Below are 21,965 nucleotides of genomic sequence, written 5' to 3' on the forward strand. Positions count from 1 at the left end.
GCGCGATCTCCCGCTACGGCCGACGAGCGGCGGCTATTGTACATTTTTATGACAATAGTGTGACGTTAATCACGCCGACGGCGGCCTCGGCGGCTAAAGCTTGCTGGTCGGAGGTTTCGCTCTACGCTTAATGAGCGCCACGACGGTGCGCCCATCAGCCATTCAGGAGGAAGTATGCAGACGATTCCCGCCGCGGTACTCGACGATCTGGCCCCGCAAGGCGTGTTGCGCGCGGCGATCAACTACGGCAATCCGGTGCTGGCACAGGCCGGGGCCGGTGGCAAACCGCAAGGCGCTTCGGTGGAGCTGGCCGCCGCGCTGGCCCAGGAACTGGGCGTGGCGCTCGAACTGGTCACCTATGACGCGGCGGGCAAGGTGTTCGCCGACCTGGACAGCGGCGCCTGGAACCTGGCGTTTATGGCCATCGAGCCGGTGCGCGCGGCGCAGATCGCCTTCAGCGAGCCCTACGTGATCATCGAGGGAACCTATCTGGTGGCGAACGACGCGCCTTACTTTGAGGTGGCGCAGCTCGATAGGCCGGAGGTGCGCATCGCGGTCGGCCAGGGGGCGGCGTACGATCTGTTTTTATCGCGCACGCTGCAGCAGGCGCAGCTGGTGCGGGCGGCAACCTCCGCCGAGGCGATCGCGCTGTTTTTCGAACGGGGGCTGGAGGCGGCGGCCGGCGTGCGCCAGCCGCTGTTGGCCGCTGCGGCCGCCCATCCCGGCTACCGGGTGCTGGAGGGGCACTTCACCGCCATCCGGCAGGCGATGGCGGTGCCGCGGCAAAAAACTCAGGGCGCCGCCTACGTGAACGATTTTATCGAGCGCTGCAAGGCCAACGGGTTGGTGAAGGCGGCCTTGCAGCGCAGCGGCCAGGGCGAGGTGACGGTGGCGCCACCGGCCGCCTCGGCGTGATCAGTCGACATGCACTACAGCAGCTGCTTGTTTCTGTGACAGAGTGAACCAGGGCTCGCTCAAAACGCGATCGCGATGCAAACCGTAATCGCCGTGTGCGAATGCGAAGGCGTATTTTGGCCGACCGAAAGCAGGGCTTGGGGGGCCAACCGTATCGGCTGTCAGATGCAGAGGCCCACTCCAATTAAATCGATACAAAAAATATGCCAGCCTGAATATTTATCTTTTTTATACTATTCCGATTTTTTATTTAATTATGCTTATCAATTAGTTGTGCTACGAAAAATAAACCACCTTGACTTTCCATTGAAAACGACCAGAATTTGATGTGAATTCAAATAACCTTTTTATTTGTGTGTCTATTTTAAATGGAATTATTAAAATTGTAATGAATGTCTATTTATTTTAAATATGATGTTTTTTTAGCGTCTTGATGTGATGAGGTGTGATGCGATGTTCTAAAGAAGCAACGCTAACTGCATAGCTAAAGGAATGATTTTTTTAATCACGCCGGTCTCGTTTTTCTGGCGAGGTGGGAATGGATTTTTATCCAATAATGATAGTCAATCAAGGCGATGTGCTGCTGTGGCATACTTTATCTATTAGTTTTCGCCTGCGTGGTCTCGTCACTTTGTATGTGTATTTAATTTATTTTCAACTGATCATTAATTCGGTTTCTTAATGGTTTCTTTCCATTTTTTTTGTGGATAAATGAGAAGAGGAAATGATTTTATGGAAAACAATCGTAATGGTATTTCTGAGAGCGATGCGGCGGCAGTCCACCTTTTAGAGCAATCAATGGGGTTTACCTACCAGGCCGCGTTGCGGGCCGCTGCGGTTTTAGGCATCGCGGATTATCTTAAGGAAGGCGCAAGGACGGCGGATGATCTCGGTCGAGAGGTGAATGTCGATGGGCAGAAGTTGTACCGCGTCCTGCGCATGCTCGCATCGAAAAAAATCTTTGAAGAATTGGACGATGGTCGTTTTACACTGACGCCGGCCGCAGAATTTCTTCGTTCGGATGCCCCTCAATCGTTGCGTTCAGCGGTGCTCATGCTGACTGATGAAACATTTTGGTCACCGCTGGGTAATCTTGTTGAGAGTTTGCGCAGCGACTCTGCCTTTAAAAATTTATACGGCATGTCTTTCTATGAATATTGGTCGGAAGAGAGCAACCAAAGAGACGGATATGATTTCCATACCGGTATGTCTTCCATGTCCAAGGTAGAAAACTTATTCTTAACGCGCAGTTATAACTTCCCTGAACATGCAACGGTAGTGGATATTGCCGGGGGAATGGGGGGGTTATTGCTGAGCGTTCTACGCAGTAATCCAACGTTGCACGGCATTCTTTTTGATCGGCCCGAAGTCTTGGCGCGAAACCGTCTTTGGGAATTGGGTGACGATTCACGCTGGCAAACCCAGGCCGGCAGTTTCTTTGAGTCTTGCCCTGCGGCCGACTTTTATTTATTGAAATACATTACGATGGACTGGCCTAATGAGCAAGCGAGCGCGATATTACGCTGCTGTCGTAATGCCATGCATGAAAACTCGAAACTGCTGATTATGGAACCCGTAATCCCGAAAGGTAATGCCTGGCATGGCGGTAATGAAATTGACTTATTGCTGCTGGCCAGTTTTGACGGCGGGCAAACACGTTCTGAAGAAAAATTGCGCGCCTTGCTGGCTGGCGCCGATTTAAAACTGAATCGTATCATCAATACTGGCTGTTATGTCTCTATCGTCGAAGCTGTCATCAATTAACTGTATCTGGGGTTGACAATTTTATTTCGATGAAAGTTTTTGCTCTGACGCTGTTTAATAATAACGCTGACTTCCTGCCTGTCATTAATCTGGCGCGTATTGCCGTGCCGGTTATTGATACGGTGTGGAAGTCAACAAATGATGGATAGATTCATTCTCGCCTGGCGATGAGGAGGAAAAATGGGGAACGTTTCTGGCAAGGTGGTTGTTATTACGGGAGCCAGTAGTGGGTTGGGGGCTGCCACCGCCCGCCATCTGGCCTCTCTTGGTGCGACGGTGGTGTTGGCGGCGCGCCGTAAAGAACGTCTCGATCTGTTGGCCAGTGAATGCATTGCCGCAGGGGGCAAAGCCTTGGCGTTACAGGTCGATATTACACAACGCGATGAGGTGAGCGCCCTGATATCTACAGCTGTCATGCAATTTGGGCGTATTGACGTATTGATTAATAACGCAGGTTTGATGGCGATTGCGCCGATGAATATGACAAAAGTCGATGAATGGGAACGAATGATTGACGTCAACGTTAAGGGCGTACTGTACGGCATCGCCGCGGCGTTACCGGTATTCGAAAAACAACATGAGGGGCATTTCATTAACATTGCTTCGGTTGCCGGCATAAAACTTTTCAGTCCTGGGGGGGCCGTTTATAGCGGAACGAAGTTTGCCGTGCGTGCGATTTCGGAAGGGCTGCGCCAGGAGGTCGGCGCGCATATTCGAACCACAACCCTTTGTCCGGGGGCGGTGGATTCGGAACTGAAATTCGGCAGTTCGGATGCGCAGAGCAATCAGTTCGTGCAGACATTTTATCAGCAGGCTATCCCGGCGGATTCAGTGGCAAGGGCGATTGCCTATGCGATTGAGCAACCTGCCGATGTGGACATCAATGAAATCGTTCTGCGTCCGACACAAGAAATCTTTTGACTGTCGTTTCGTTCAGCGCTTTTCACTTTTAGGCAGGTTCTTGTCATGGCTGAAAATTATACCGTTGCTGATTGCCTTCTCGATCGCCTGGCTCAGATAGGCATCCGCCATATATTTGGGGTGCCGGGAGACTACAATTTGCAGTTTCTCGATCATGTGATCGCTCATCGACAGATAGCCTGGGTAGGCTGTGCCAATGAGCTGAATGCGGCCTACGCAGCCGATGGTTATGCCCGTTGTAAGACGGCGGCTGCGTTGCTGACGACCTTTGGCGTGGGTGAGCTCAGCGCAATAAACGGCACGGCAGGCAGCTACGCCGAATATGTGCCGGTGATCCATGTTGTTGGGGCTCCGGCACTGCGCGTACAGCAAGGCGGCAGCTTACTGCATCATTCGCTGGGGGATGGTGATTTTGGCCATTTCGCTCGCATGGCGAAAGAAGTGACCGTAGCCCAGAGCTGCCTCACCGTCGAAAATGCAGAAGCAGAAATCGACCGTTTGTTGACCTCGGCATTGTTTGAGCGCCGTCCTGTCTACCTGGTGCTTCCTTGTGACGTCGCGGAAGCACCGTTAACCTCACGGCCGATGTCATTGACATTGCGTCAGGCTGAACTGTCGGAGGCCTCGTTACAGGGGTTTATCGCTGCCGCAGGCGACAAACTGCAATCGGCGCGCCGGCTTTCAGTTTTGGCGGGCGGCTTGGCGGAACGCTTCAACGTTACGGAGGCGTTGGGACAGTGGATGGCTGAGGTTGAGGTGCCGCATGCCACCCTGCTGCTGGGCAAAGGCGCGCTGGACGAAACCCACGCCGGCTTCACCGGCACCTATGCCGGCGCGGCTAGCCTTCCGCAGGTTAAACAGTGGGTAGAGGAGGCGGATGTGGTGATCAACGTCGGCGTGTTATTCATCGACACCGTCACGGCGGGATTCAGCCACCGTCTTCCCGCAGAAAAATGCATCAGTCTCCACCCGTTTGAAGCACGAGTCGGGCAGCGTGTATTCAGCCAGATCCCGATGCATGTGGCGATTCACACACTGCACCAACTGAGTTTGAGGCTGGCAAAACAGTGGCGGCCGCCAATGATTAGCCGCCCGACGCCAACGAGCGTTAAACGCGGGAGCCTCGATCAAAACGCTTTTTGGCGGCAAATTCAGGACTTTCTGCGTCCGGGGGATATTATCTTCACAGAGCAAGGTACCGCCTGCTTTGGCGCTGCGGCGTTGAGATTGCCTCAGGGCTGTAAATTGATTGTCCAATCTCTCTGGGCATCAGTGGGTTATACCTTGGCGGCCGCCTTCGGCGCGCAAACCGCAGAGCCCGAGCGCCGAGTGTTAGTGTTTATCGGCGATGGCGCCGCGCAGTTTACCGCGCAGGAGCTGGGTTCGATGTTGCGTGACGGTTTGAAGCCCGTGATTTTCTTGTTGAACAATGGCGGGTACACCGTTGAGCGGGCTATCCATGGGCCCGAGCAGCGTTACCATGATATTGCCCGGTGGAATTGGACGCTATTGCCGCAAGCCTTAGCCGGCGAACATTCGGTGCAGGTGCTGAGCGTCACCGAATTGGAACAGCTGCAGCAGGCGCTGCGTGCTGTGGCAGACAACCAGCAATTCGCTTTTATTGAAGTTGTGTTGCCGAGCAGGGATATTCCGGCACTGCTGAACTCCGTATCACGAGCCCTTCAGATGAACAACGGGATGTAATGAGCCGTGATTATTGCATACGCAGTAAATCGCCCCACAGAGGGGCGCTTTCTGATTTTGTCTGGAATCGCGTGGCAGCTTGCTCCATTCTCCAATGCTGGCGTTCACTTTGGTCGTTAGAAAACAAAATGCCCGATGTCGGTCATCAGGCTTTTGCGGACTGGAATTGCCCGATTTGCTGCTTAGGTGACGGGATATGACCTAGTCCAGCTCCACCGCGTACTGTTCCACCGGGGTGATTTTCTTGATCAGCTGGTTGTCGAACAGGAACTGTTCGTAAGCCTGGTAGCGTGCCCGATCCAGCTTGGCCGGATCGCGTGCGAACAGCGGCAGGCTGGCTTGCCACGCCTGTTTGTTCAGCTCGGTATTCAGCTCCGGGTGCGCCTTGGCGAACGCCAGCCAGGTGTCCTGCGGGTGCGCATGCAGGTAGTCGCTGCCTTGCTTCAACGCGGCGAGGAACTTGCGGATTTTCGGCTCGTTCACCGCATCGCGGTGGGCGACGATGATCAGCTCGTCGTAGGCCGGCACGCCGTAATCTTCGACGTTGAACACCACCGGCGTCTTGCCCTGCAGCTTCAGCTCCAGCGCTTCGATGTTGCGGTAGCCGCCGATCACCGCATCGACCTGGCCCGCCAGCAGGGCGCTGGTCAGCTGGAAGTTGACGTTGATGAGCTTGATGTCCTGCGGCCTGAGGTGCTCGTGTTCGACCATGGTGGCCAGCGTCGCCTGTTCGATGCCGCTGACCGAGTAACCCACCGTTTTGCCCTTGAGATCCGCCGGCGACGTAATGTTTTTATCCAGCGCGATCACCGTATTCAGCGGCGTGTTGATCAGCGTGCCGACGCGCATCAGCGGCAGGCCCTGATCGGCGAAGAAATGCAGCTGCGGCTGATAGGTAATGGCGAGGTCGGCCTGTTTGGCGGCCACCAGCCGCGGCGGCAGCGCCGGATCGGACGGCGGCACGATCTTGACGTCCAGCCCTTCGGCCTTGAAGGCGCCGATCTGCTCGGCCACCATAATCGGCGCGTGATCGGGGTTGATGTACCAGTCGAGCACCAGCGTCAGCTTTTCGGCCGCGCCGGCCTGGCCGGTGATGGCGGCGCCGAGCAGCAGCCCGCAAACGGTTTGTTTGATCATGGTCGTTCCTTTATCCCTGGTTATGGTTGCAATCATCAGTCGTTTTCCGGCGCCCAGGCGATCAGGCGCCGCAGCAGCGCATCCACCGCAGCCCACAGCAGCACGGTCATCAGCACCAAAATAAACAGCGCGGCGAAGCAGACGTCGGTCTGCATGCGCGCGTTGGCGTTCAGCATCACGTAGCCCAGCCCTTCGGCCGAGCCGACCCATTCGCCGATGATGGCGCCGATCGGCGCGACGGCGGCGGCCATGCGCAGGCCGGAGCCGAAGGCCGGCAGCGCCGCCATCAGCCGCACGTGCCGCAGCTGCGCCCAGCGCGAAGCGCGCATCGTGCGCGCCAGATCGAGATAGTCGTTGTTGACCCGACGCAGCCCGTCGAAAAAGGCCGACACCACCGGGAAGAAAATGACCAGCACCGCCATCGCCACCTTGGCGCTCATGCCGAAGCCGAACCACAGCACCAGCAGCGGCGCCAGGGCGAACACCGGTATCGCCTGGCTGGTGAGCACCAGCGGCATCAGCCAGCGCTGCAGGCGCGGCGAGAAGATCATGCACAGCGCCAGCGCCGCGCCGAGCAGCACGCCCAGCGCCAGCCCGCTGACGATCTCCGAAGCGGTGACCAGCGTGTGCCAGGCGAGATAGCCGCGCCCGTCCCACAGCGCCTGCGCCACCGCGCTCGGCGTGGGCAGCAGAAAGGCCGGAATGCCGCTTTGCGCCGCCAGCCACCACAGCAGCAGCAGGCCGGCAAACACCGTCAGCCCACGCCGCAGGCGGGTAAGCCCACGCTCTTTGGCAATATTCATTGCGCGGCCCTCACCAGCTGTTGCAGCAGTTCGGCCTGGCTTTTCAGTAGGTCGGCGTCATCCGGCGCGCGCGGCGGTTGCCCGCTGATGCGGTGGGTATCGTCGAGGCCCAGCGGCCAGGGCGACAGCACCAGCAGCCGGTGGCTCAGGCGGCAGGCCTCCATCGGATCGTGGGTGATCAGCAGCACGGTGTTTTGCGCCAGCAGTTCGGCGGCCAGGCTCTGGATCTCGGCGCGGGTAATGGCGTCCAGTGCGGAAAAGGGTTCGTCCATCAGCACGATCGGCTGGCGTTCGTAGAGCGTGCGGGCGATGGCGGCGCGCTGGCGCATGCCGCCGGACAGCGCGGCGGGCAGGCTGCGGCCATGCGCGGCCAGGCCCACGCGCTCCAGCAGGTGCGCCACCCACGCCCGGTCCGGCGTTTCGCCGCGCAGCCGCGAGCCGAGGGCGACGTTCTCCTCGACGGTCAGCCACGGGTAGAGCAGGTCTTTTTGCCCCATGTAGGCGATGCGCCCGGCGATCGGCAAACCGTCGCTGCCGGTCACCGTGCCCGAGGTCGCCCGTTCCAGGCCGGCGATGATCTTCAGCAGGCTGGTTTTGCCGGCGCCGCTGGCGCCGAGCAGGGCGACGAAGCTGCCGCCGGCGATGTCGAAGCTCAGCCGGTCGAAGACGATTTGCTGACCGAAACGCAGGCTGAGATCCCGCACCTGGATGCCGGGCGGGAGAAGCGGGGAGGTCATGAGGCGTTCAGGCCCATCTGCCAAAATGCCGATTCCAGCTGGGTGGCGGTGGTGAAAATCTGCGCCAGCTCGGTGAGGCGGCCCTGTGCGCCGCGCTGGTGGCCGACGGTTTCCAGCAGCTCGATGGCGGCACGTACGCCGGCCAGATAGCCCTCGTCGCCGTAGTTGCGGATCCAGGAGGCGTAAGGATTGCCCTCCATTTTGGTGGCGGGGTCGTGCAGCAGCCGCAGGCCGATTTCGGCATAGCCGGCCACGCAGGGCAGCAGGCCGGCCAGCAGGTCGAGGGCGTCGCCGGCATGGCCGATATCCAGCACGTAACGGGTGTAGTTCATGGTCTCCGCCGCTTCCGGCTGGGCGGCGATCTGCGCTTCGCTCAGCCCCCATTCGGCGCAATAGGCCACGTGCAGCGGCAGTTCGGCGACGATGCCGTTGAGCGACGCCGTGGCGGCGCGCATTTCCGGCAGGGTGCGTAGCTTGCTGACCAGCAGCGCGTAGGCGCGGGCGAAGTGCAGCAGGAACAGGTAGTCCTGGGTCAGGTAGCGGCGAAAAGCGCGTTCGGGCAAGGTGCCGGCGGCCAGCTGCTGCAGAAACGGGTGATCGACGTAATCTTGCCAGTGGCTGCCGGCATGTTGGCGCAGCCGGCCGTAAAGGCCGCTTTCGAACAGGGTGGTGATGGACATGGGACCTCCTTGAGTCAGTGGAGATCCGGGCACGCTGGGGTATGAACAGGCAACGGGTGAGAGCGTTGTTGCCTAACCGTCCCTTCGCTGGCATGACCCAGATCAGGTTCAAAGGGTTCGGCTTGCGCCATCTCAGCCCGTAACAGGACACCCCTCGGAGCTGCTTGTTATACGACATTTGTTTTTTGATTACAATCGCCGGGCGGCGCAGCGGCAATCGGTTCGTTTAGTGCGATCGGGGGCGATTTTGCTGGCGCAGAGCGCGCGATTTTTGTCACTGTAGGCCGATGATTTTGCCTTTGAGGACGATTCCCGATGAAAAAGATTGGTTTTCTCTCGTTTGGCCACTGGTCGCCTTCCGCCCAGTCCGGCACCCGTTCCGCAGCGGATGCGCTGCTGCAGTCCATCGATCTGGCGGTTGCCGCCGAAGATCTGGGGGCGGACGGCGCCTATTTTCGCGTACACCACTTTGCACGCCAGCTGGGGTCGCCGTTCCCGCTGCTGGCCGCCATCGGCGCCAAAACCCAACGCATCGAGATCGGCACCGGCGTGATCGACATGCGTTATGAAAATCCGCTGTACATGGTGGAAGACGCCGGCGCGGCGGATCTGATCGCCGGCGGGCGGCTGCAGCTCGGCATCAGCCGCGGCTCGCCGGAGCAGGTGATCGACGGCTGGCGCTATTTCGGCTATGCCCCGGCCGATGGCGAGAGCGACGCGGACATGGCCCGCCGCCATACCGAAGTGTTCCTGGAAGCGCTGCGCGGCGAAGGGTTCGCCGAGCCCAATCCACAGCCGATGTTCCCGAATCCGCCTGGGCTGCTGCGGCCGGAGCCGTTTTCCGCCGGGCTGCGCGATCGCATCTGGTGGGGCGCCGGTTCGAACGCCACCGCCGTCTGGGCGGCGAAGCTCGGCATGCACCTGCAAAGCTCGACGCTCAAAAACGACGAGACCGGCGAACCCTTCCACATCCAGCAGGCCAAGCAGATCCGCGCCTACCGCGCCGCCTGGCAAGAGGCCGGCCACGCGCATGAGCCGCGGGTTTCCGTGAGCCGCAGCATCTTCGCGCTGGTGGATCAGCGGGATCGCAACTACTTCGGCGGCGGTGGCAAGGAGGGCGATCAGCTCGGATATATCGACGCGCAGACCCGGGCGATCTTCGGCCGCAGCTATGCCGCCGAGCCGGACGTGCTGATCGAGCAGCTGGCGCAGGACGAGGCCATCGCCGAAGCGGATACGCTGCTGCTGACCGTGCCTAACCAGCTGGGCGTGGATTACAACGCCCACGTGATCGAATCGATTTTAACCCATGTCGCGCCGGCGCTCGGCTGGCGCTAAACGGAGGAGTGACATGTCACGCATTTTTATTACCGGTTCGGTAGACGGGCTGGGCCGCGCCGCCGCGCAAACGCTGTTGGACGAAGGGCATCAGGTGATTTTGCATGCGCGTGAGCCCGGCCGTTTGGACGCGGTGCGGGATCTGCTGGATCGCGGTGCGCAGGCGGCGATCGGCGATCTGTCCGATGTGCAGCAGATCCGGCAGCTTGCCGAGCAGGTCAATCGCCTCGGCCGCCCGGACGCGGTGATCCATAACGCCGGTATGTTTACCGGGCCGCAGGTGATGCCGGTGAACGTGATTGCGCCTTACCTGCTGACGGCCCTGATCGAACGCCCCAAGCGCATCGTCTACCTGAGCAGCAGCATGCACTTTGACGGCGTGCCGGAACTGAACGGCGTAGACTGGCTCGGCGGCGCTGCGGGCTCCTATTCGGACAGCAAGCTGTTCGTCACTGCGCTGGCCGCCGCCGTGGCGCGCCTGTGGCCTGACGTGATCAGCAGCGCGGTCGATCCCGGCTGGGTGCCGACCAAAATGGGCGGCGCGGACGCACCCGACGATCTGGCGCTGGGGCATGTGACGCAGGCGTGGTTGGTGAGCAGCGATGAGCCGCAGGCCCTGGCGTCCGGCGGCTATTGGCACCATCAGCAACGGTTCGATCCCCACGCGGCGGTACACGACGAGGCGTTTCAAACGGCGCTGCTGGCGCAGTTGGCGCGCGCCGGTGGGGTGAGCCTGCCGCAGGCTTGAGGGCTGTGCTTTTTTGGCCCGCCGGTGCTTGCCGGCGGGCTTTTTTATGCCCGCAGGGTGAATCGGTGAGGCTTTTCTTATACAGTGGCTGTCTGACCTGTTTTGCTCGTTCTTCTTATTATCGCCATGCATACATTCCTGATTATCGTCCCTGAAGGGGGCATGCTGTTCGAAGCGGCGGGCATCGCCGATATCCTGATGCAGGCTAACCGTCTGAGCCCTGCCGAAGCGCCGCTGTATCAGATCGCGGTCGCCACCACGCAATCCCATCGGGTGGTCCACGGCCTGTCCGGGCTGAGCCTGTTGGCCGACCATCGCCTGGCGGATCTCGATCCGGCCCTGCCGCGCGATACCGTCATTGTTGCCGGCAAGGGGGCGACCGAAGAAGAGGGCGCCCTGGTGGCGGATTGGCTGCGCCGCGCGGCGCCACAGGCGCGCCGTATCGCTTCCGTTTGCGGCGGGGCTCTGCTGCTGGCCGAGGCCGGATTGCTGGACGGGCGGCGGGCGACCACTCACTGGCGGCTGGCGGAAACGCTGCAGGTGCGCTTCCCGCGGGTGCAGGTCGAGAACGGCCCGATCTACGTGCAGGACGGTCCGATTTGGACCTCCGGCGGCGTCAGCTCCGGCTTCGACCTGACGTTGGCGCTGGTGGAGGACGACTACGGCTTCGTGCAGGCGCGCGAAGTGGCGCAGGATCTGGTGATGTTTCTGCGTCGCCCCGGCGGGCAGGCGCAGTTCAGCCGCTACCCGCTCAACCAGGCCAAATCGCCGGGCCCGATCCGCGACCTGCAGTCCTGGATCCTGGAAAACCTCGCCGACGATCTTAGCATCGATCGGTTGGCCGAACGCGTGGCGATGAGCCCGCGCAACTTTACCCGGGTGTTCACCCGCGAGACGGGCATTTCTCCCGCCAAATTCGTCGAAGAAGGGCGGTTGCATACCGCCAGGCAGCGCCTCGAGCAGAGTGCGGAGGGCATCGAACAGATCGCGCTGGCCACCGGTTTCGGCAACGGCCTTAACCTGCGGCGGGTGTTTGAGCGCAAACTGCAGCTGACCCCGAGCGAATACCGCGAACGCTTCCACGCGCGCAATTTGGCGTAAATTGATCGATAAACGTCATTTACGCCGCCTCGTGGCAGGGCTAGATTTGAGGCAAAGCCCAAAACGAGGAGAGCATCATGGTGAAAGTAGGCATTAACGGCTTCGGCAGGATCGGGCGCAACGTGCTGCGCGCGGCGCTGGGGCGCAGCGATTTTGAAGTGGTGGCGATCAACGATCTGACGGACAGCAAGACGCTGGCGCACCTGCTGAAATACGACACGCTTTCCGGCACGCTGGCGGCCAGGGTGGAAGCCGGTGACAACCAGCTGCTGCTGGACGGCCGGCCGATTCAGGTGTTTTCGCAGCGCGATCCCGCCGAGATCCCGTGGAGCAGCGTGGGCGTGGACGTGGTGATCGAAGCGACGGGCTTCTTTACCGATAAAGCCAAGGCGGAAGTGCACATCACGCACGGCGGCGCCAAGCGGGTGATTATCTCGGCGCCGGCCAAGAACGACGATATCACTATCGTCATGGGGGTTAACGACCAGCTCTACGATCCGGCGCTGCATAAAGTGGTCAGCAACGGCAGCTGCACCACCAACGGGCTGGCACCCGCCGCGCAGGTGCTGCATCAGGCGTTCGGCATCGAATACGGGCTGATGAACACCACCCACGCCTATACCAACAGCCAGGCGCTGCACGATCAGCCGGAAAAAGATCTGCGCGGCGCGCGGGCGGCGGCAGAGTCGATCGTGCCTTACTCCAGCGGCGCGGCCAAAGCGCTCGGCAAGGTGATCCCGGATCTCGACGGCCGCCTGACCGGTTACTCGCTGCGGGTGCCGGTGCCGGTCGTCTCGATCGTCGATCTGACGGTGACGCTGAAACGCCCGGCGACGGTGGAGGAAATCAACGCCGCTTTCCGCGCGGCGGCGGCATCCGGCCCGCTGAAAGGAATTTTGGGCTACAGCGATGAACCACTGGTGTCGAGCGACTACCGGGGCGACGCGCGCTCATCGATTATCGATGGTTTGTCTACGCTGGTCATCGGCGGCAACCTGGTGAAAGTGCTCGCCTGGTATGACAATGAGTGGGGGTTCTCCAATCGGTTGGTCGATCTGGCGCTACTGATGGAAAAACGCGGGCTGTAAATGCCCCATAGCAAAAAGCCCGCTTAAGTTTCCTTAAGCGGGCTTCTCTAAATATGGCTCCTCTGACTGGACTCGAACCAGTGACATACGGATTAACAGTCCGCCGTTCTACCGACTGAACTACAGAGGAATCGTGTGAACGGGGCGCATGATATCCAGCGGCCCCGGGTGTGTCAACGCTAAATTGCCTTGAGTGATGCGACTGCTCGGTATCTGAGCAATGTGTCCGTCAATCAGCCCATTGCGCGTCGTTTTCCGCCTGGCTGCGCAGCAGGCGCGCCAGCGGATCCTGGCGGTAGAAGCGGCAAAAGTGCTGATACAGCGCCGGGAAGCGTTCGGCCAGCAGCTCGGGGGCGCTGAAGAAATACTCCGACAGCACGGCGAAGCACTCGGCCGCATCGGTGGCGGCGTAGGCATCCATGCTGGCGGCCTCTTCACCGACCATGTCTATCTCGTCCTGCAGGCTTTCCATCGCGGCGTGCAGATCGTGCTCCCAGGCGGCCACCTCGCGCAGCGGGATCGGCGGCACGCCGGTAGCGACGCCGCCGTTGCGCATATCCAGTTTGTGCACCGCTTCGTGGATCACCAGATTGAAACCGGAAAGATCGAAAGAGTCCTGCACGTCTTGCCAGTTGAGCACGATCGGCCCCTGTTCCCAGCTTTGGCCGGACTGCACCACCGGCCCCGAGTGCACCAGGCCAATTTCGTCCTGCCATTCGTCTTCCACCACGAACGGAGTGGGATAGAGCAGAATTTCGTTGAAGCCGTCGAGGCACTCTGCGCCGAGTTCCAGCACCGGCAGGGCGAACAGCAGGGCGATGCGCGCCTGCATTTGCGAGGTGAGCTGCAGCCCCTGCAGCGGCACGATGCGCTTTTGCTGCAAGATCTGCCCGGCAACGGCCACCAGCCGCTGCTGCTCCTGCTCATTCAGCGGCGAGAGCAGCGGGATCGCCAACGCGTCCTGCCACTGGGCCTGAGTGTCTGCCTGGGGTTGAGAGGGTTGAGTCGCTTTCCACGGCCATTTAATCATCAGGTTGCTCGTAAACTCATCACTTGAACGTTCAGCGGTATGCTAATGCTGTAAAAATGCCGTAAAAGCGGGCATGATAGCAAGCGTTGTTAGGAGAGATGCCGGAGCGGCTGAACGGACCAGTCTCGAAAACTGGAGTAGGGGCAACTCTACCGGGGGTTCAAATCCCCCTCTCTCCGCCACTATTCAATCACTTACGAATAAATCTTTCAACGATCCCCATCACAGATAGCGCTGGCCTGGCGCCAAATCACTGAACGACAATCCACTGCCTGCCGTTGATTTTCAGCGTGTATTCGCGCGCCATATTGGCATTCCGTCATCTGAAGCTTGCCCGACTTTCACGCTTCCAGCGCGCTGTGAATATAGCGTTGCGGCGATACGCCCAGTTTTTTGCGAAACATGGCGATGAACGCGCTAGGGCTGGCGTAACCCAGTTCGTGGGCCAGTTGACCCACGGCTACGCCGCGCGCCAGATTGCATACCGCCTCCAGCAGGCGAATTTGCTGGCGCCATTCGGAAAAGCTCAGCGCGGTCTCTTCGCGAAACAGCCTCGCCAGGGTGCGTTCGCTGGCGCCGACCTTTTTCCCCCACCAGGCGAGCGTTTCGCCATGGCCCAATTCGCGGCACAAAGCATCGCATACCTGGCGCAGGCGCCGGTCGCTCGGCAGGGTCACGTGACACAGTTGGCCTGTCTGCATGCGTTGAAACTCATCGCTCAGCAGATTTTGAATGAGCGTAAGCCGTTCGGCGGAAATGGCGTTTTCAAGCCCGGCGGCAATCAGGGGATGTAGCAGGGGAGTGGCGCTCAACCCCTGGGGGCGTGCGCCATAGCGACGAGAAAAGGGCGGCGTAAAATAGATGTTGTGCGTCACGACGTCATTGATGGCTTCCAAACCGTGCGGTGTGCCGCTGGGGAGCCAAATGGCGCGGCCCGGCGAGAGCAGCCAGATATGCTGCGCGGTGGCGATTTTCGCCACGCCGCGCAGCGGCAAAATCAGCTGCCCCTGCTCATGCTGATGGACGGGCTCTTGGCTGCCGGGGCTGTAGCGCAGTTGACGCAGGCCTTCAATACCGTGATGGGATGTCATGTTTACCTGCCTCTGTCCGGTTCTCACCATTTGTGCCTATTGCTGCGATAACGGACAACGTTTGTCCGTCTGGCGACATCCTGACTGTCGGTAGCGCCATTCTGCCATGAACGGGCTTCTCTTTTAAAGTTGAATAATTATCATTTCCATCAAATTCTACTAACAGTCGGAAAGGCGAAGAGACAGATGGGCAAATTTTTCAGGGAAAAACCGTTGAAAGTGCTGGTATATACGATAATCGCAGGCTATAGCGGGCAAGCCTTTACCGCGGATGGCGGGCAGAATACCACAAAAGAAGAGACGCTGATGGTGAGCGCGGCGGCGTCTCAGGATCAGGATGACGAGAGCACGCTGGTGGCGCACGGCGCCGCCTCCGCGACGAAGTCAAACCAGCCGATTAGCCGCACTTCACAGAGCATCTCTGTGGTGACGCAAGCAGAGATTGACGCGCAAGCGGCGAAAAACGTCCCGCAGGCGCTGCGCTATGTTTCCGGCGTCAACTCGGAGAGCGCCGGACCGGATACCCGTTTCGACACCATCATCGTGCGCGGTTTTGAAGCCGACGAATACCTTGATGGCCTGCGGCTGCCGCGCGAAGCGTGGTGGAGCCGTCCGGCGTGGGATCCGTTCCTGCTGTCGCGCATCGAAGTGGTCAAAGGCCCTTCCTCGGTACTGTATGGCCAGGCGAATCCCGGCGGGATCGTCAACCTGGTCAGCAAAACGCCGCAGGCGACCCCGTCCGGTGAGGTGTATGTCAGCGCGGGCAACGAAAACCAGTTTGGCGCCGGCGTCGACGCCACCGGGCCGCTGAACGATAACGGCACGCTGTTGGGGCGCGTGGCGGGGACCTTTTTTGATACCGAAACCCAGGTCGATCATACCCGCTATCAGCATTATGACATCGCGCCGTCGCTGACGTGGCAGCCGGATGCGCACACCAGCCTGACGATTATTTCGCAGCTGCGCAAAGATCCGGACAGCGGATTCTACAACCAGATGCCGCTTTCCGGCACCTTGACGCCCAACCCGTACGGCCACATCTCGACCCGTTTTTACGGCGGCCAGCCGGGCTTCGACAAGTACGAACGCCAGCAGGGCAGCATCGGTTACCAGTTCCGGCACGATTTCAACGATACGGTGACTTTCCGCCAGAATCTGCGTTACCTCAGCAGCACCGGCGACTATCTGATGGTCTATCCATGGGGTGTGCATGCGGGTGCGCCGCTCATCGATCGCTATTCGATGAACCTGAAGGAGAGCATGACCAACTTCGCGGTGGATAACCAGGCTGAATTCCACTTTGATACCGGTCGGGTGAAACATACGCTGCTGACCGGGATCGACCGGATGCATACCTCGGTGCGCAGCCAGTCGGGCTACGGCGACGCCAGCCCGATTAACTTCCTCAACCCGGACTATAGCGTGCCGGTGGCCATACCGCCGCTCGATAGCAGTACGCACAATACGCTCGATCAAACCGGGCTCTATCTCCAGGACCAACTCGAACTGGGGAGCTGGATACTGAACCTGGCCGGCCGTTACGACGCGGCAAAAACCAAAAGTATCGATCTGCTGAACGACGCTCGTACCGAGCGCAATGACTATGCAACGACCGGGCGCGCCGGGCTGCTGTACCACTTCGATAACGGATTGGCGCCTTACATCAGCTATTCTACTTCGTTTGTGCCGAGCAGCAGCAATGACTTTTACGGCCACGCCTTTAAACCGACCGAAGGCAAGCAGACGGAAGTGGGGTTGAAATACGATCCGGTCGGGCTGGATGCCTTGTTTACCCTAGCGTTGTACGACCTGCGGGAAACCAACGTGGCGACCGCCGATCCCGATCACCCGAACTTCAGCGTGCAGACCGGCGAAGTGCGCTCGCGCGGAGTTGAGCTTGATGGCCGCATCAATATCACGCCGGCGTGGTCGGTGCTGGCATCGTACAACCTGACCGATCCGAAAGTGCTGAGTGCCAACGACGATACGCAGGGCAAGCGTCCGGTGGGCATTGCGCGCAATACCGCCAAGCTCTGGAGCCAGTATGCCTTCGACGGCGCGCTTGACGGTGTGACGCTGGGCGGCGGCGTGCGCTATGTCGGCACCAGCTACGCCACCACGGACAACGGCCTGAAGGTGCCGGCGGCCACGGTCTACGATGCGCGCGTCGGCTATCAGTGGCGCCAATGGCAGCTGGCGCTGAATGCCGCCAATCTCGGCAACAAAACCTACCTGGCTTCCTGCTCCAACAATGGCTGCGAGTATGCGCTGAAACGCCAGTACATCGCGACCCTCAGCTATAAGTGGTGACCGATGCTGTCGCGACGCAGGTTGTTGACCGCTCTCCTGTTGGCCCCGCTTTACGCGCGGGCTGACGCCGGCCGGCCGCCGCAAAAGCTGGCCGTGTTGGATTGGGGACTGACGGAAATTCTGTTGGCGCTGGGGGTGACTCCGGCGGGCGTCTCGGCGCCGGATTGGTATCGCAAGCTGATCCCGACGCCTGCGCTGCCTGCGTCGGCGTTGGATCTCGGCCTGCTGTTTCAGCCCAATCTGGAAACGCTGTACGCACTGCGGCCGGACGCGATTGTCATCACGCCGCAGCATGCGTTGTTGAAGCCGGCGCTTGAACGTATCGCGCCGACGATCGCGCTGCCGGCTCATGGGCTGGCGGAACTCATCAGCGCCGCCCGGCAATTGGGCGAACGGCTTCAGCGGCAGCCTCAGGCCGCGCAGATATTGGCCAGCCTGAACGGCAAGCTGAGCTGCGCCTCGCTGCTGGCGCGGCAGGTTGAACGTCCGGCGCTGCTCGCCGCCCCGGTAGATGCGCTGCACCTGCGGGTCTACACCGCAGGCAGTCTTCCCGGCGACGTATTGGCCGCCTGCGGGCTGCGCAACGGATGGCATGGCGGCGCGGGAGCGGAAGGTAGCGTGCTGGTGGAGCTGACCCGCATTGCCGATCTGAATGCGCGGCTGATGCTGTTGACGCCTGACGATCAGCGGGAGTCGGTGTCTCAATGGCGCCAAAGCTCGCTGTGGCAACGTCTGCCGCTGACCGCAGCGCACAACCTGAACCTGATAGAAGAAAACATCAGCGATGCCGGCGCCCTGATTACCGCCGGGCGCTTTGCCGATATTTTTACCGCGATGATGATGAGGTGGCGTGATGCATGAATCTTTTTCCCGCCGTCTTTCCTGGGGGGTAATCGCCGCGTTGTGGCTGACGTCGTTGCCGTTGGCGCTGGCCGATATTCATCGGCAGGGCGGCATTGTCGCGTTGTTCTCCGAGCATAATCTCGATCCGGCGGCCATTATCCTGCATAGCATGTGGTTGCCGCGTCAGGGTATGGCGATGGTGGGGGGCGCTACGCTGGGGCTGTGCGGCTGGTTAATGCAGCGTGCGCTGCGCAATCCCTTGGCGGAGCCGATGACGCTCGGCATGACCGCCGGAGCGACGTTGGCGATGGGGCTGGCATCGTTGTGGCTGCCGTCGCTGCTGGTCGGCGCGCGCACCGCCGTGGTGATTGCCGGTGAGATTGCGGCGCTCGCGTGCGTGCTGGCGCTCAGCTGGCGTCAGCGCATGTCGCCGCTGGCGATGGTGCAGGCGGGCATCATGATCAATTTGTGGTGCGGGGCTCTGACTTTGCTGATCGCCATTATCAACGATCGCTTTTTACTTCAGGTGCTGATGTGGGGAGGCGGTTCGCTGGCGGTGGAAAACGGGCAAATTCTGCTGCGGATGTTGCCGTGGCTCGCCGTCTGCGTAGTGGGCCTGTTGTTCTTGCTGCGCCCGCTTGAACTGCTGCAACTGCCGGAAACCGTGGTCAGCAGCCTCGGTGCATCGCCGGTGCGCATCCGCGCCGCCGCGGTGCTGCTGGCGCTGACCATGAGCGCCCTCATCATTAACGCCGTCGGCGTCATCGGGTTTTTGGGGCTCGCAGCGCCCCACCTGGCGCGCTTTGGCGGCGCGCGAACATCCCGGCAAATGGTGCTGCATACGGCGCTCATCGGTGCGGGCCTGCTGTGGCTGACCGATCTTTGCGTCTCTCGCGTGTCGCTGGAGAGCGGCCAGCTACTGCCCGTCGGCATGCTGACCGCACTGACCGGCGGCCCGTTGCTGATGCTGCTGGCGCGTTTTGCACGGCAGCAAAGCATCGATCTTGCACCGCCGTTGCCGGTGTCGCAGACCTCGCATCAACGACGGTTCATCTGGTTGTCGGCCGGCATTCTGGCTGCGGGGGTCGTGGTCTCCTTATGTTTCGGCCATGGATTGCAGCATTGGCACTGGGCGGAAAGAGGGGAGCTGGCGAACCTGCTGCCATTGCGATTGCCACGACTGCTGGCGGCGGTGAGCGCCGGTGCGCTGCTGGCGGGGGCCGGCGTGTTGATGCAGCGGGTGAGCGGGAACCCGCTCGCCAGCCCGGAAGTGCTGGGTATCGGCGGTGGCGCGGCCATGGGGGTTACGGCCTTCGTGTTTTTGCTTCCCGCTGGCGGCAGTGGCTGGCTGTTGGCGAGTAGCCTGGGGGGCGCGCTGATAAGCCTGTTGCTGACGTTGTGGAACAGCCGTCGAAGCGACTTTAATCCGCAGCGGGTATTGCTCAATGGTTTGGCGCTGAATGCACTATGCCAGGCCGCGGTCAGCATCGTGATGCTCAACAATCTTGCCGCAAGTGCGGTGTTGTTGCCGCTGATGACGGGCAGTACCTATTACGTCGGCGCGTCGTTGGCCCAAGGTGTGTTTGTCATCACGCTGGTTCTCCTGGCGCTGATGCCGCTGTTCCGCCGCTGGTTGGTGCTGTTGCCGATGGGCAACGTCGCAGGCGCGCTCGGTGTGCCATTGTCGCGCGCACGTTTCAGCGTGTTGGCGATGGCGGCAGTCATGACCGGGCTGGCGACGTTGCTGGTCGGCCCTGTGTCTTTCATCGGCCTGCTGGGGCCGCATCTGGCGCGCAAGATGGGCGCGAAAGGGCCGCTGATGCAGCTCTATACCGCCGCGCTGTTGTCATCCGCCATCATGACCGTTGCCGACTGGCTGGGGCGCAATGCGCTCTACCCGCGCCAGCTGCCGGTCGGGTTGGTGGCGTCGCTGATCGGCGTCCCCCTGCTGGTATGGCCGTTAATTCGTAATAAGACATCCCGGTCAAAACCATAAAAAGTGTGAGTATGAGCAAGGAATTTGCATGTCGGTATTAATGATGTTGTTTCGTATGGTGCGCGGTTGGCTACTGCTCGCCGTGGTCGCCGGTGTCGTCAGCGGGCTGTGCAATGCCTCTTTGCTGGCGATGATCAATCACGGTCTGACGCAATCCAATGAGGCGTCATGGTTGAGCCCGGGAGGCGATTTTGCGTTACTGACGCTGTTGATGCTGGCGACGCGCGTGGTTTCTCAAACCACGTTTATGGCGCTGGGACAAAAGGTGAAGGCGCGCTTGCGCAGCGAGCTGGTGCAAGACGTCAGCGAAACGCGCTGGCTGCTGTTGGAGAAAGCGGGGATGGCAAGAACGCTGTCCGTGCTGACACAGGATCTCGATACGCTGGTGGTGTTTTTCGTCAACCTGCCCAATCTGCTGATTTTCGGCGCCGTTATCGTTGGCTGCCTGATTTACCTTGGCAGCCTGTCATTGAGCGTACTGGCGCTGGCATTGGCGGTGATTGCCTGCGGCAGCCTGGGCTACCGCGCCGCGCACGGCCCCGCGATGCGTTTGTTGCGCCGATCGCGTCAGCGGGAAGATACGCTGATTCAGCAATGCAAAAAATTGTTTGACGGTGCAAGGGAGTTTCGGCTTAACGCGGTGCGCCGCCGTCAATTCGTCAGCGGTGAACTGGCGCAAAATATTGACGCGGTTCGCCGGGAGAGAACCCGCGGTTATGTGTTGTACGGTTTGGCGAGCAGTTGGGGAAGCGCGCTGTTTTTCGCTTTCATCGGCCTGGTGTTGTTCAGCTTGCGCGACGGGCTGGCTTTGGACGAGCGGGCGCTTACCGGCTATATCATGGTGTTTCTGTATATGATTGTGCCGGTCGAAGGGCTGTTATCCGCGCTGCCCACCCTGGCCGGTGCGCGGGTGGCCATGCAGCGGGTACAGTCGCTGCGCGCGCAACTTAGGCCCGAAGTTCCACAGCGCCATTTTACGCCCCCTCCTTTTGCTTCGTTGGCGTTGGATAATGTCCGTTACCAATATCAGAACGAAGAAGGGGAGCATTTCACCCTTGGCCCGCTGAATATGCACATTGCGCCCGGTGAACTCATTTTTATCGTCGGTGGCAATGGCAGCGGCAAGACGACGTTGGCGAATCTGCTGGTGGGAATTTATCCTCCCGATAACGGCGCGATTTTGCTTAACGGCGAGCCGGTCAGCGACGATCTTCTGGAAATATACCGTCGGCATTTTTCGGTGGTGTTCAACGACTTCTTTCTTTTTGACGATGTGGCGTTCGTCACTGAGCGCACGCCAAAGCAGGTCGAACATCTGCTGCGCCTGCTGAAGTTAAGCCATAAAGTCAGTTTTGCCCACGGCCGTTTTTCAACAATTGCGCTCTCTCAAGGGCAGAGAAAACGGCTGGCTTTACTGCAGGCGTGGTTGGAAGAGCGCCCGGTTTATCTGTTTGATGAGTGGGCCGCCGATCAGGATCCGGAGTTTAAGGCGGTGTTTTACCTTGAACTCTTGCCGATGCTGAAGGCCGAAGGCAAAACGGTCATCGCGATTACTCACGACGATCGCTATTTCTACCTGGCGGATCGCATCATCAAGCTGGAATCGGGGCTGGTGGTCCCATCGACGCATGGCGTGCCGTCATGATGCACATTGCTTTCACCCAGCACGATATTGGGCTTTTTTCCCCTCATGCTTGATGATTCGCCCCGGCTTTCCTCTGCGCAGTGAACGCGGTGATAGTGTACTGTTGCCCGCGGG

Annotated in this window: 18 protein-coding genes, 2 tRNA genes and 1 riboswitch; of the genes, 13 read left to right on the forward strand and 7 right to left on the reverse strand. The window is 60.2% G+C overall.

Annotated elements, in window-relative coordinates:
* The first annotated feature begins 174 nt into the window (after nt 1-174).
* From WCL58_RS09125 to WCL58_RS09140, 4 genes are all read left to right on the forward strand, one after another.
* The gene (locus WCL58_RS09125) at nt 175-915 is read left to right on the forward strand and encodes a transporter substrate-binding domain-containing protein (protein ID WP_049198701.1); all 741 of its coding nucleotides are present in this window, start codon (nt 175-177) and stop codon (nt 913-915) included.
* A gap of 732 nt (nt 916-1,647) precedes the next feature.
* A complete protein-coding gene (locus tag WCL58_RS09130; protein ID WP_336850949.1) occupies nt 1,648-2,679 on the forward strand; it encodes a methyltransferase in 1,032 nt (343 codons plus the stop codon).
* 180 nt (nt 2,680-2,859) lie between these two features.
* Entirely contained in the window at nt 2,860-3,600 is a 741-nt protein-coding gene (locus WCL58_RS09135; RefSeq protein ID WP_336850951.1) for an SDR family oxidoreductase, read from the forward strand.
* A gap of 45 nt (nt 3,601-3,645) precedes the next feature.
* On the forward strand, nt 3,646-5,304 hold the full coding sequence (locus WCL58_RS09140) for an alpha-keto acid decarboxylase family protein (RefSeq protein WP_336850953.1): 1,659 nt from the start codon (nt 3,646-3,648) through the stop codon (nt 5,302-5,304).
* A gap of 201 nt (nt 5,305-5,505) precedes the next feature.
* On the opposite strand, the gene WCL58_RS09145 is transcribed toward WCL58_RS09140, so the two are convergent.
* Genes WCL58_RS09145 through tenA form a run of 4 tightly spaced genes read right to left on the reverse strand, consistent with a single transcriptional unit; the run spans nt 5,506 to nt 8,661 of the window.
* Nucleotides 5,506-6,441: an ABC transporter substrate-binding protein gene (locus WCL58_RS09145; RefSeq protein WP_336850955.1), complete on the reverse strand. Its 936-nt coding sequence runs from the start codon at nt 6,439-6,441 to the stop codon at nt 5,506-5,508.
* Nucleotides 6,442-6,476: 35 nt separating this feature from the next.
* Nucleotides 6,477-7,244 carry an ABC transporter permease gene (locus tag WCL58_RS09150; protein WP_060437754.1) on the reverse strand — a complete coding sequence of 256 codons (768 nt, stop codon included), beginning with the start codon at nt 7,242-7,244 and terminating at the stop codon, nt 6,477-6,479.
* A complete protein-coding gene (locus WCL58_RS09155; protein ID WP_336850956.1) occupies nt 7,241-7,981 on the reverse strand; it encodes an ABC transporter ATP-binding protein in 741 nt (246 codons plus the stop codon). The genes WCL58_RS09150 and WCL58_RS09155 overlap by 4 nt, the downstream gene beginning before the upstream one ends.
* On the reverse strand, nt 7,978-8,661 hold the full coding sequence (gene tenA / locus WCL58_RS09160; RefSeq protein ID WP_126180700.1) for a thiaminase II: 684 nt from the start codon (nt 8,659-8,661) through the stop codon (nt 7,978-7,980). The genes WCL58_RS09155 and tenA overlap by 4 nt, the downstream gene beginning before the upstream one ends.
* A 62-nt stretch (nt 8,662-8,723) precedes the next feature.
* Nucleotides 8,724-8,826, reverse strand: a riboswitch (TPP riboswitch).
* A 150-nt stretch (nt 8,827-8,976) separates the two neighbouring features.
* Here tenA and WCL58_RS09165 point away from each other — a divergent pair.
* From WCL58_RS09165 to gap, 4 genes are all read left to right on the forward strand, one after another.
* Nucleotides 8,977-9,999: an LLM class flavin-dependent oxidoreductase gene (locus WCL58_RS09165; RefSeq protein WP_055313476.1), complete on the forward strand. Its 1,023-nt coding sequence runs from the start codon at nt 8,977-8,979 to the stop codon at nt 9,997-9,999.
* 13 nt (nt 10,000-10,012) lie between these two features.
* Entirely contained in the window at nt 10,013-10,747 is a 735-nt protein-coding gene (locus WCL58_RS09170) for an SDR family NAD(P)-dependent oxidoreductase (protein ID WP_141959665.1), read from the forward strand.
* A 126-nt stretch (nt 10,748-10,873) separates the two neighbouring features.
* Nucleotides 10,874-11,848, forward strand: a complete 975-nt coding sequence (locus WCL58_RS09175) for a GlxA family transcriptional regulator (RefSeq protein ID WP_336850957.1) — start codon at nt 10,874-10,876, stop codon at nt 11,846-11,848.
* 77 nt (nt 11,849-11,925) lie between these two features.
* Complete coding sequence (gene gap, locus WCL58_RS09180) at nt 11,926-12,936, forward strand: type I glyceraldehyde-3-phosphate dehydrogenase (RefSeq protein ID WP_102984427.1); 1,011 nt, start codon at nt 11,926-11,928, stop codon at nt 12,934-12,936.
* Nucleotides 12,937-12,990: 54 nt separating this feature from the next.
* On the opposite strand, the gene WCL58_RS09185 is transcribed toward gap, so the two are convergent.
* Both WCL58_RS09185 and mtfA read right to left on the reverse strand, forming a co-directional pair.
* Nucleotides 12,991-13,066 (reverse strand) — tRNA-Asn (locus WCL58_RS09185).
* A 99-nt stretch (nt 13,067-13,165) separates the two neighbouring features.
* The gene (gene mtfA / locus WCL58_RS09190) at nt 13,166-13,966 is read right to left on the reverse strand and encodes a DgsA anti-repressor MtfA (RefSeq protein WP_038872331.1); all 801 of its coding nucleotides are present in this window, start codon (nt 13,964-13,966) and stop codon (nt 13,166-13,168) included.
* 92 nt (nt 13,967-14,058) lie between these two features.
* On the opposite strand from mtfA, the gene WCL58_RS09195 reads away from it, so the two are divergent.
* Nucleotides 14,059-14,148: transfer RNA gene (locus WCL58_RS09195), tRNA-Ser, on the forward strand.
* A gap of 159 nt (nt 14,149-14,307) precedes the next feature.
* Here WCL58_RS09195 and WCL58_RS09200 read toward each other — a convergent pair.
* Nucleotides 14,308-15,057 carry an AraC family transcriptional regulator gene (locus tag WCL58_RS09200; RefSeq protein ID WP_049240784.1) on the reverse strand — a complete coding sequence of 250 codons (750 nt, stop codon included), beginning with the start codon at nt 15,055-15,057 and terminating at the stop codon, nt 14,308-14,310.
* Nucleotides 15,058-15,276: 219 nt separating this feature from the next.
* Between WCL58_RS09200 and WCL58_RS09205 the strand changes: the two genes are divergently transcribed.
* Genes WCL58_RS09205 through WCL58_RS09220 form a run of 4 tightly spaced genes read left to right on the forward strand, consistent with a single transcriptional unit; the run spans nt 15,277 to nt 21,851 of the window.
* Nucleotides 15,277-17,367: a TonB-dependent siderophore receptor gene (locus WCL58_RS09205; RefSeq protein WP_336851049.1), complete on the forward strand. Its 2,091-nt coding sequence runs from the start codon at nt 15,277-15,279 to the stop codon at nt 17,365-17,367.
* A 21-nt stretch (nt 17,368-17,388) separates the two neighbouring features.
* The gene (locus WCL58_RS09210; RefSeq protein ID WP_336850959.1) at nt 17,389-18,228 is read left to right on the forward strand and encodes an iron-siderophore ABC transporter substrate-binding protein; all 840 of its coding nucleotides are present in this window, start codon (nt 17,389-17,391) and stop codon (nt 18,226-18,228) included.
* On the forward strand, nt 18,221-20,206 hold the full coding sequence (fhuB, locus tag WCL58_RS09215; RefSeq protein ID WP_336850961.1) for a Fe(3+)-hydroxamate ABC transporter permease FhuB: 1,986 nt from the start codon (nt 18,221-18,223) through the stop codon (nt 20,204-20,206). Before WCL58_RS09210 ends, fhuB begins: the two co-directional genes overlap by 8 nt.
* Before the next feature lie 28 nt (nt 20,207-20,234).
* Nucleotides 20,235-21,851 (forward strand): cyclic peptide export ABC transporter, encoded by a 1,617-nt coding sequence (locus tag WCL58_RS09220; RefSeq protein WP_197652690.1) that lies wholly within the window; start codon nt 20,235-20,237, stop codon nt 21,849-21,851.
* Nucleotides 21,852-21,965: the final 114 nt, after the last annotated feature.

Source organism: Serratia sp. TMDUHS_CL, from assembly GCF_037137105.1.
GTDB lineage: Bacteria > Pseudomonadota > Gammaproteobacteria > Enterobacterales > Enterobacteriaceae > Serratia > Serratia nevei.

Coding starts and splice junctions, on each gene's coding strand:
- WCL58_RS09125 (WP_049198701.1), top strand. CDS start 175: ATGCAGACGATTCCCGCCGCGGTACTCGACGATCTGGCCCCGCAAGGC.
- WCL58_RS09130 (WP_336850949.1), top strand. CDS start 1,648: ATGGAAAACAATCGTAATGGTATTTCTGAGAGCGATGCGGCGGCAGTC.
- WCL58_RS09135 (WP_336850951.1), top strand. CDS start 2,860: ATGGGGAACGTTTCTGGCAAGGTGGTTGTTATTACGGGAGCCAGTAGT.
- WCL58_RS09140 (WP_336850953.1), top strand. CDS start 3,646: ATGGCTGAAAATTATACCGTTGCTGATTGCCTTCTCGATCGCCTGGCT.
- WCL58_RS09145 (WP_336850955.1), bottom strand. CDS start 6,441: ATGATCAAACAAACCGTTTGCGGGCTGCTGCTCGGCGCCGCCATCACC.
- WCL58_RS09150 (WP_060437754.1), bottom strand. CDS start 7,244: ATGAATATTGCCAAAGAGCGTGGGCTTACCCGCCTGCGGCGTGGGCTG.
- WCL58_RS09155 (WP_336850956.1), bottom strand. CDS start 7,981: ATGACCTCCCCGCTTCTCCCGCCCGGCATCCAGGTGCGGGATCTCAGC.
- tenA (WP_126180700.1), bottom strand. CDS start 8,661: ATGTCCATCACCACCCTGTTCGAAAGCGGCCTTTACGGCCGGCTGCGC.
- WCL58_RS09165 (WP_055313476.1), top strand. CDS start 8,977: ATGAAAAAGATTGGTTTTCTCTCGTTTGGCCACTGGTCGCCTTCCGCC.
- WCL58_RS09170 (WP_141959665.1), top strand. CDS start 10,013: ATGTCACGCATTTTTATTACCGGTTCGGTAGACGGGCTGGGCCGCGCC.
- WCL58_RS09175 (WP_336850957.1), top strand. CDS start 10,874: ATGCATACATTCCTGATTATCGTCCCTGAAGGGGGCATGCTGTTCGAA.
- gap (WP_102984427.1), top strand. CDS start 11,926: ATGGTGAAAGTAGGCATTAACGGCTTCGGCAGGATCGGGCGCAACGTG.
- mtfA (WP_038872331.1), bottom strand. CDS start 13,966: ATGATTAAATGGCCGTGGAAAGCGACTCAACCCTCTCAACCCCAGGCA.
- WCL58_RS09200 (WP_049240784.1), bottom strand. CDS start 15,057: ATGACATCCCATCACGGTATTGAAGGCCTGCGTCAACTGCGCTACAGC.
- fhuB (WP_336850961.1), top strand. CDS start 18,221: ATGCATGAATCTTTTTCCCGCCGTCTTTCCTGGGGGGTAATCGCCGCG.
- WCL58_RS09220 (WP_197652690.1), top strand. CDS start 20,235: ATGTCGGTATTAATGATGTTGTTTCGTATGGTGCGCGGTTGGCTACTG.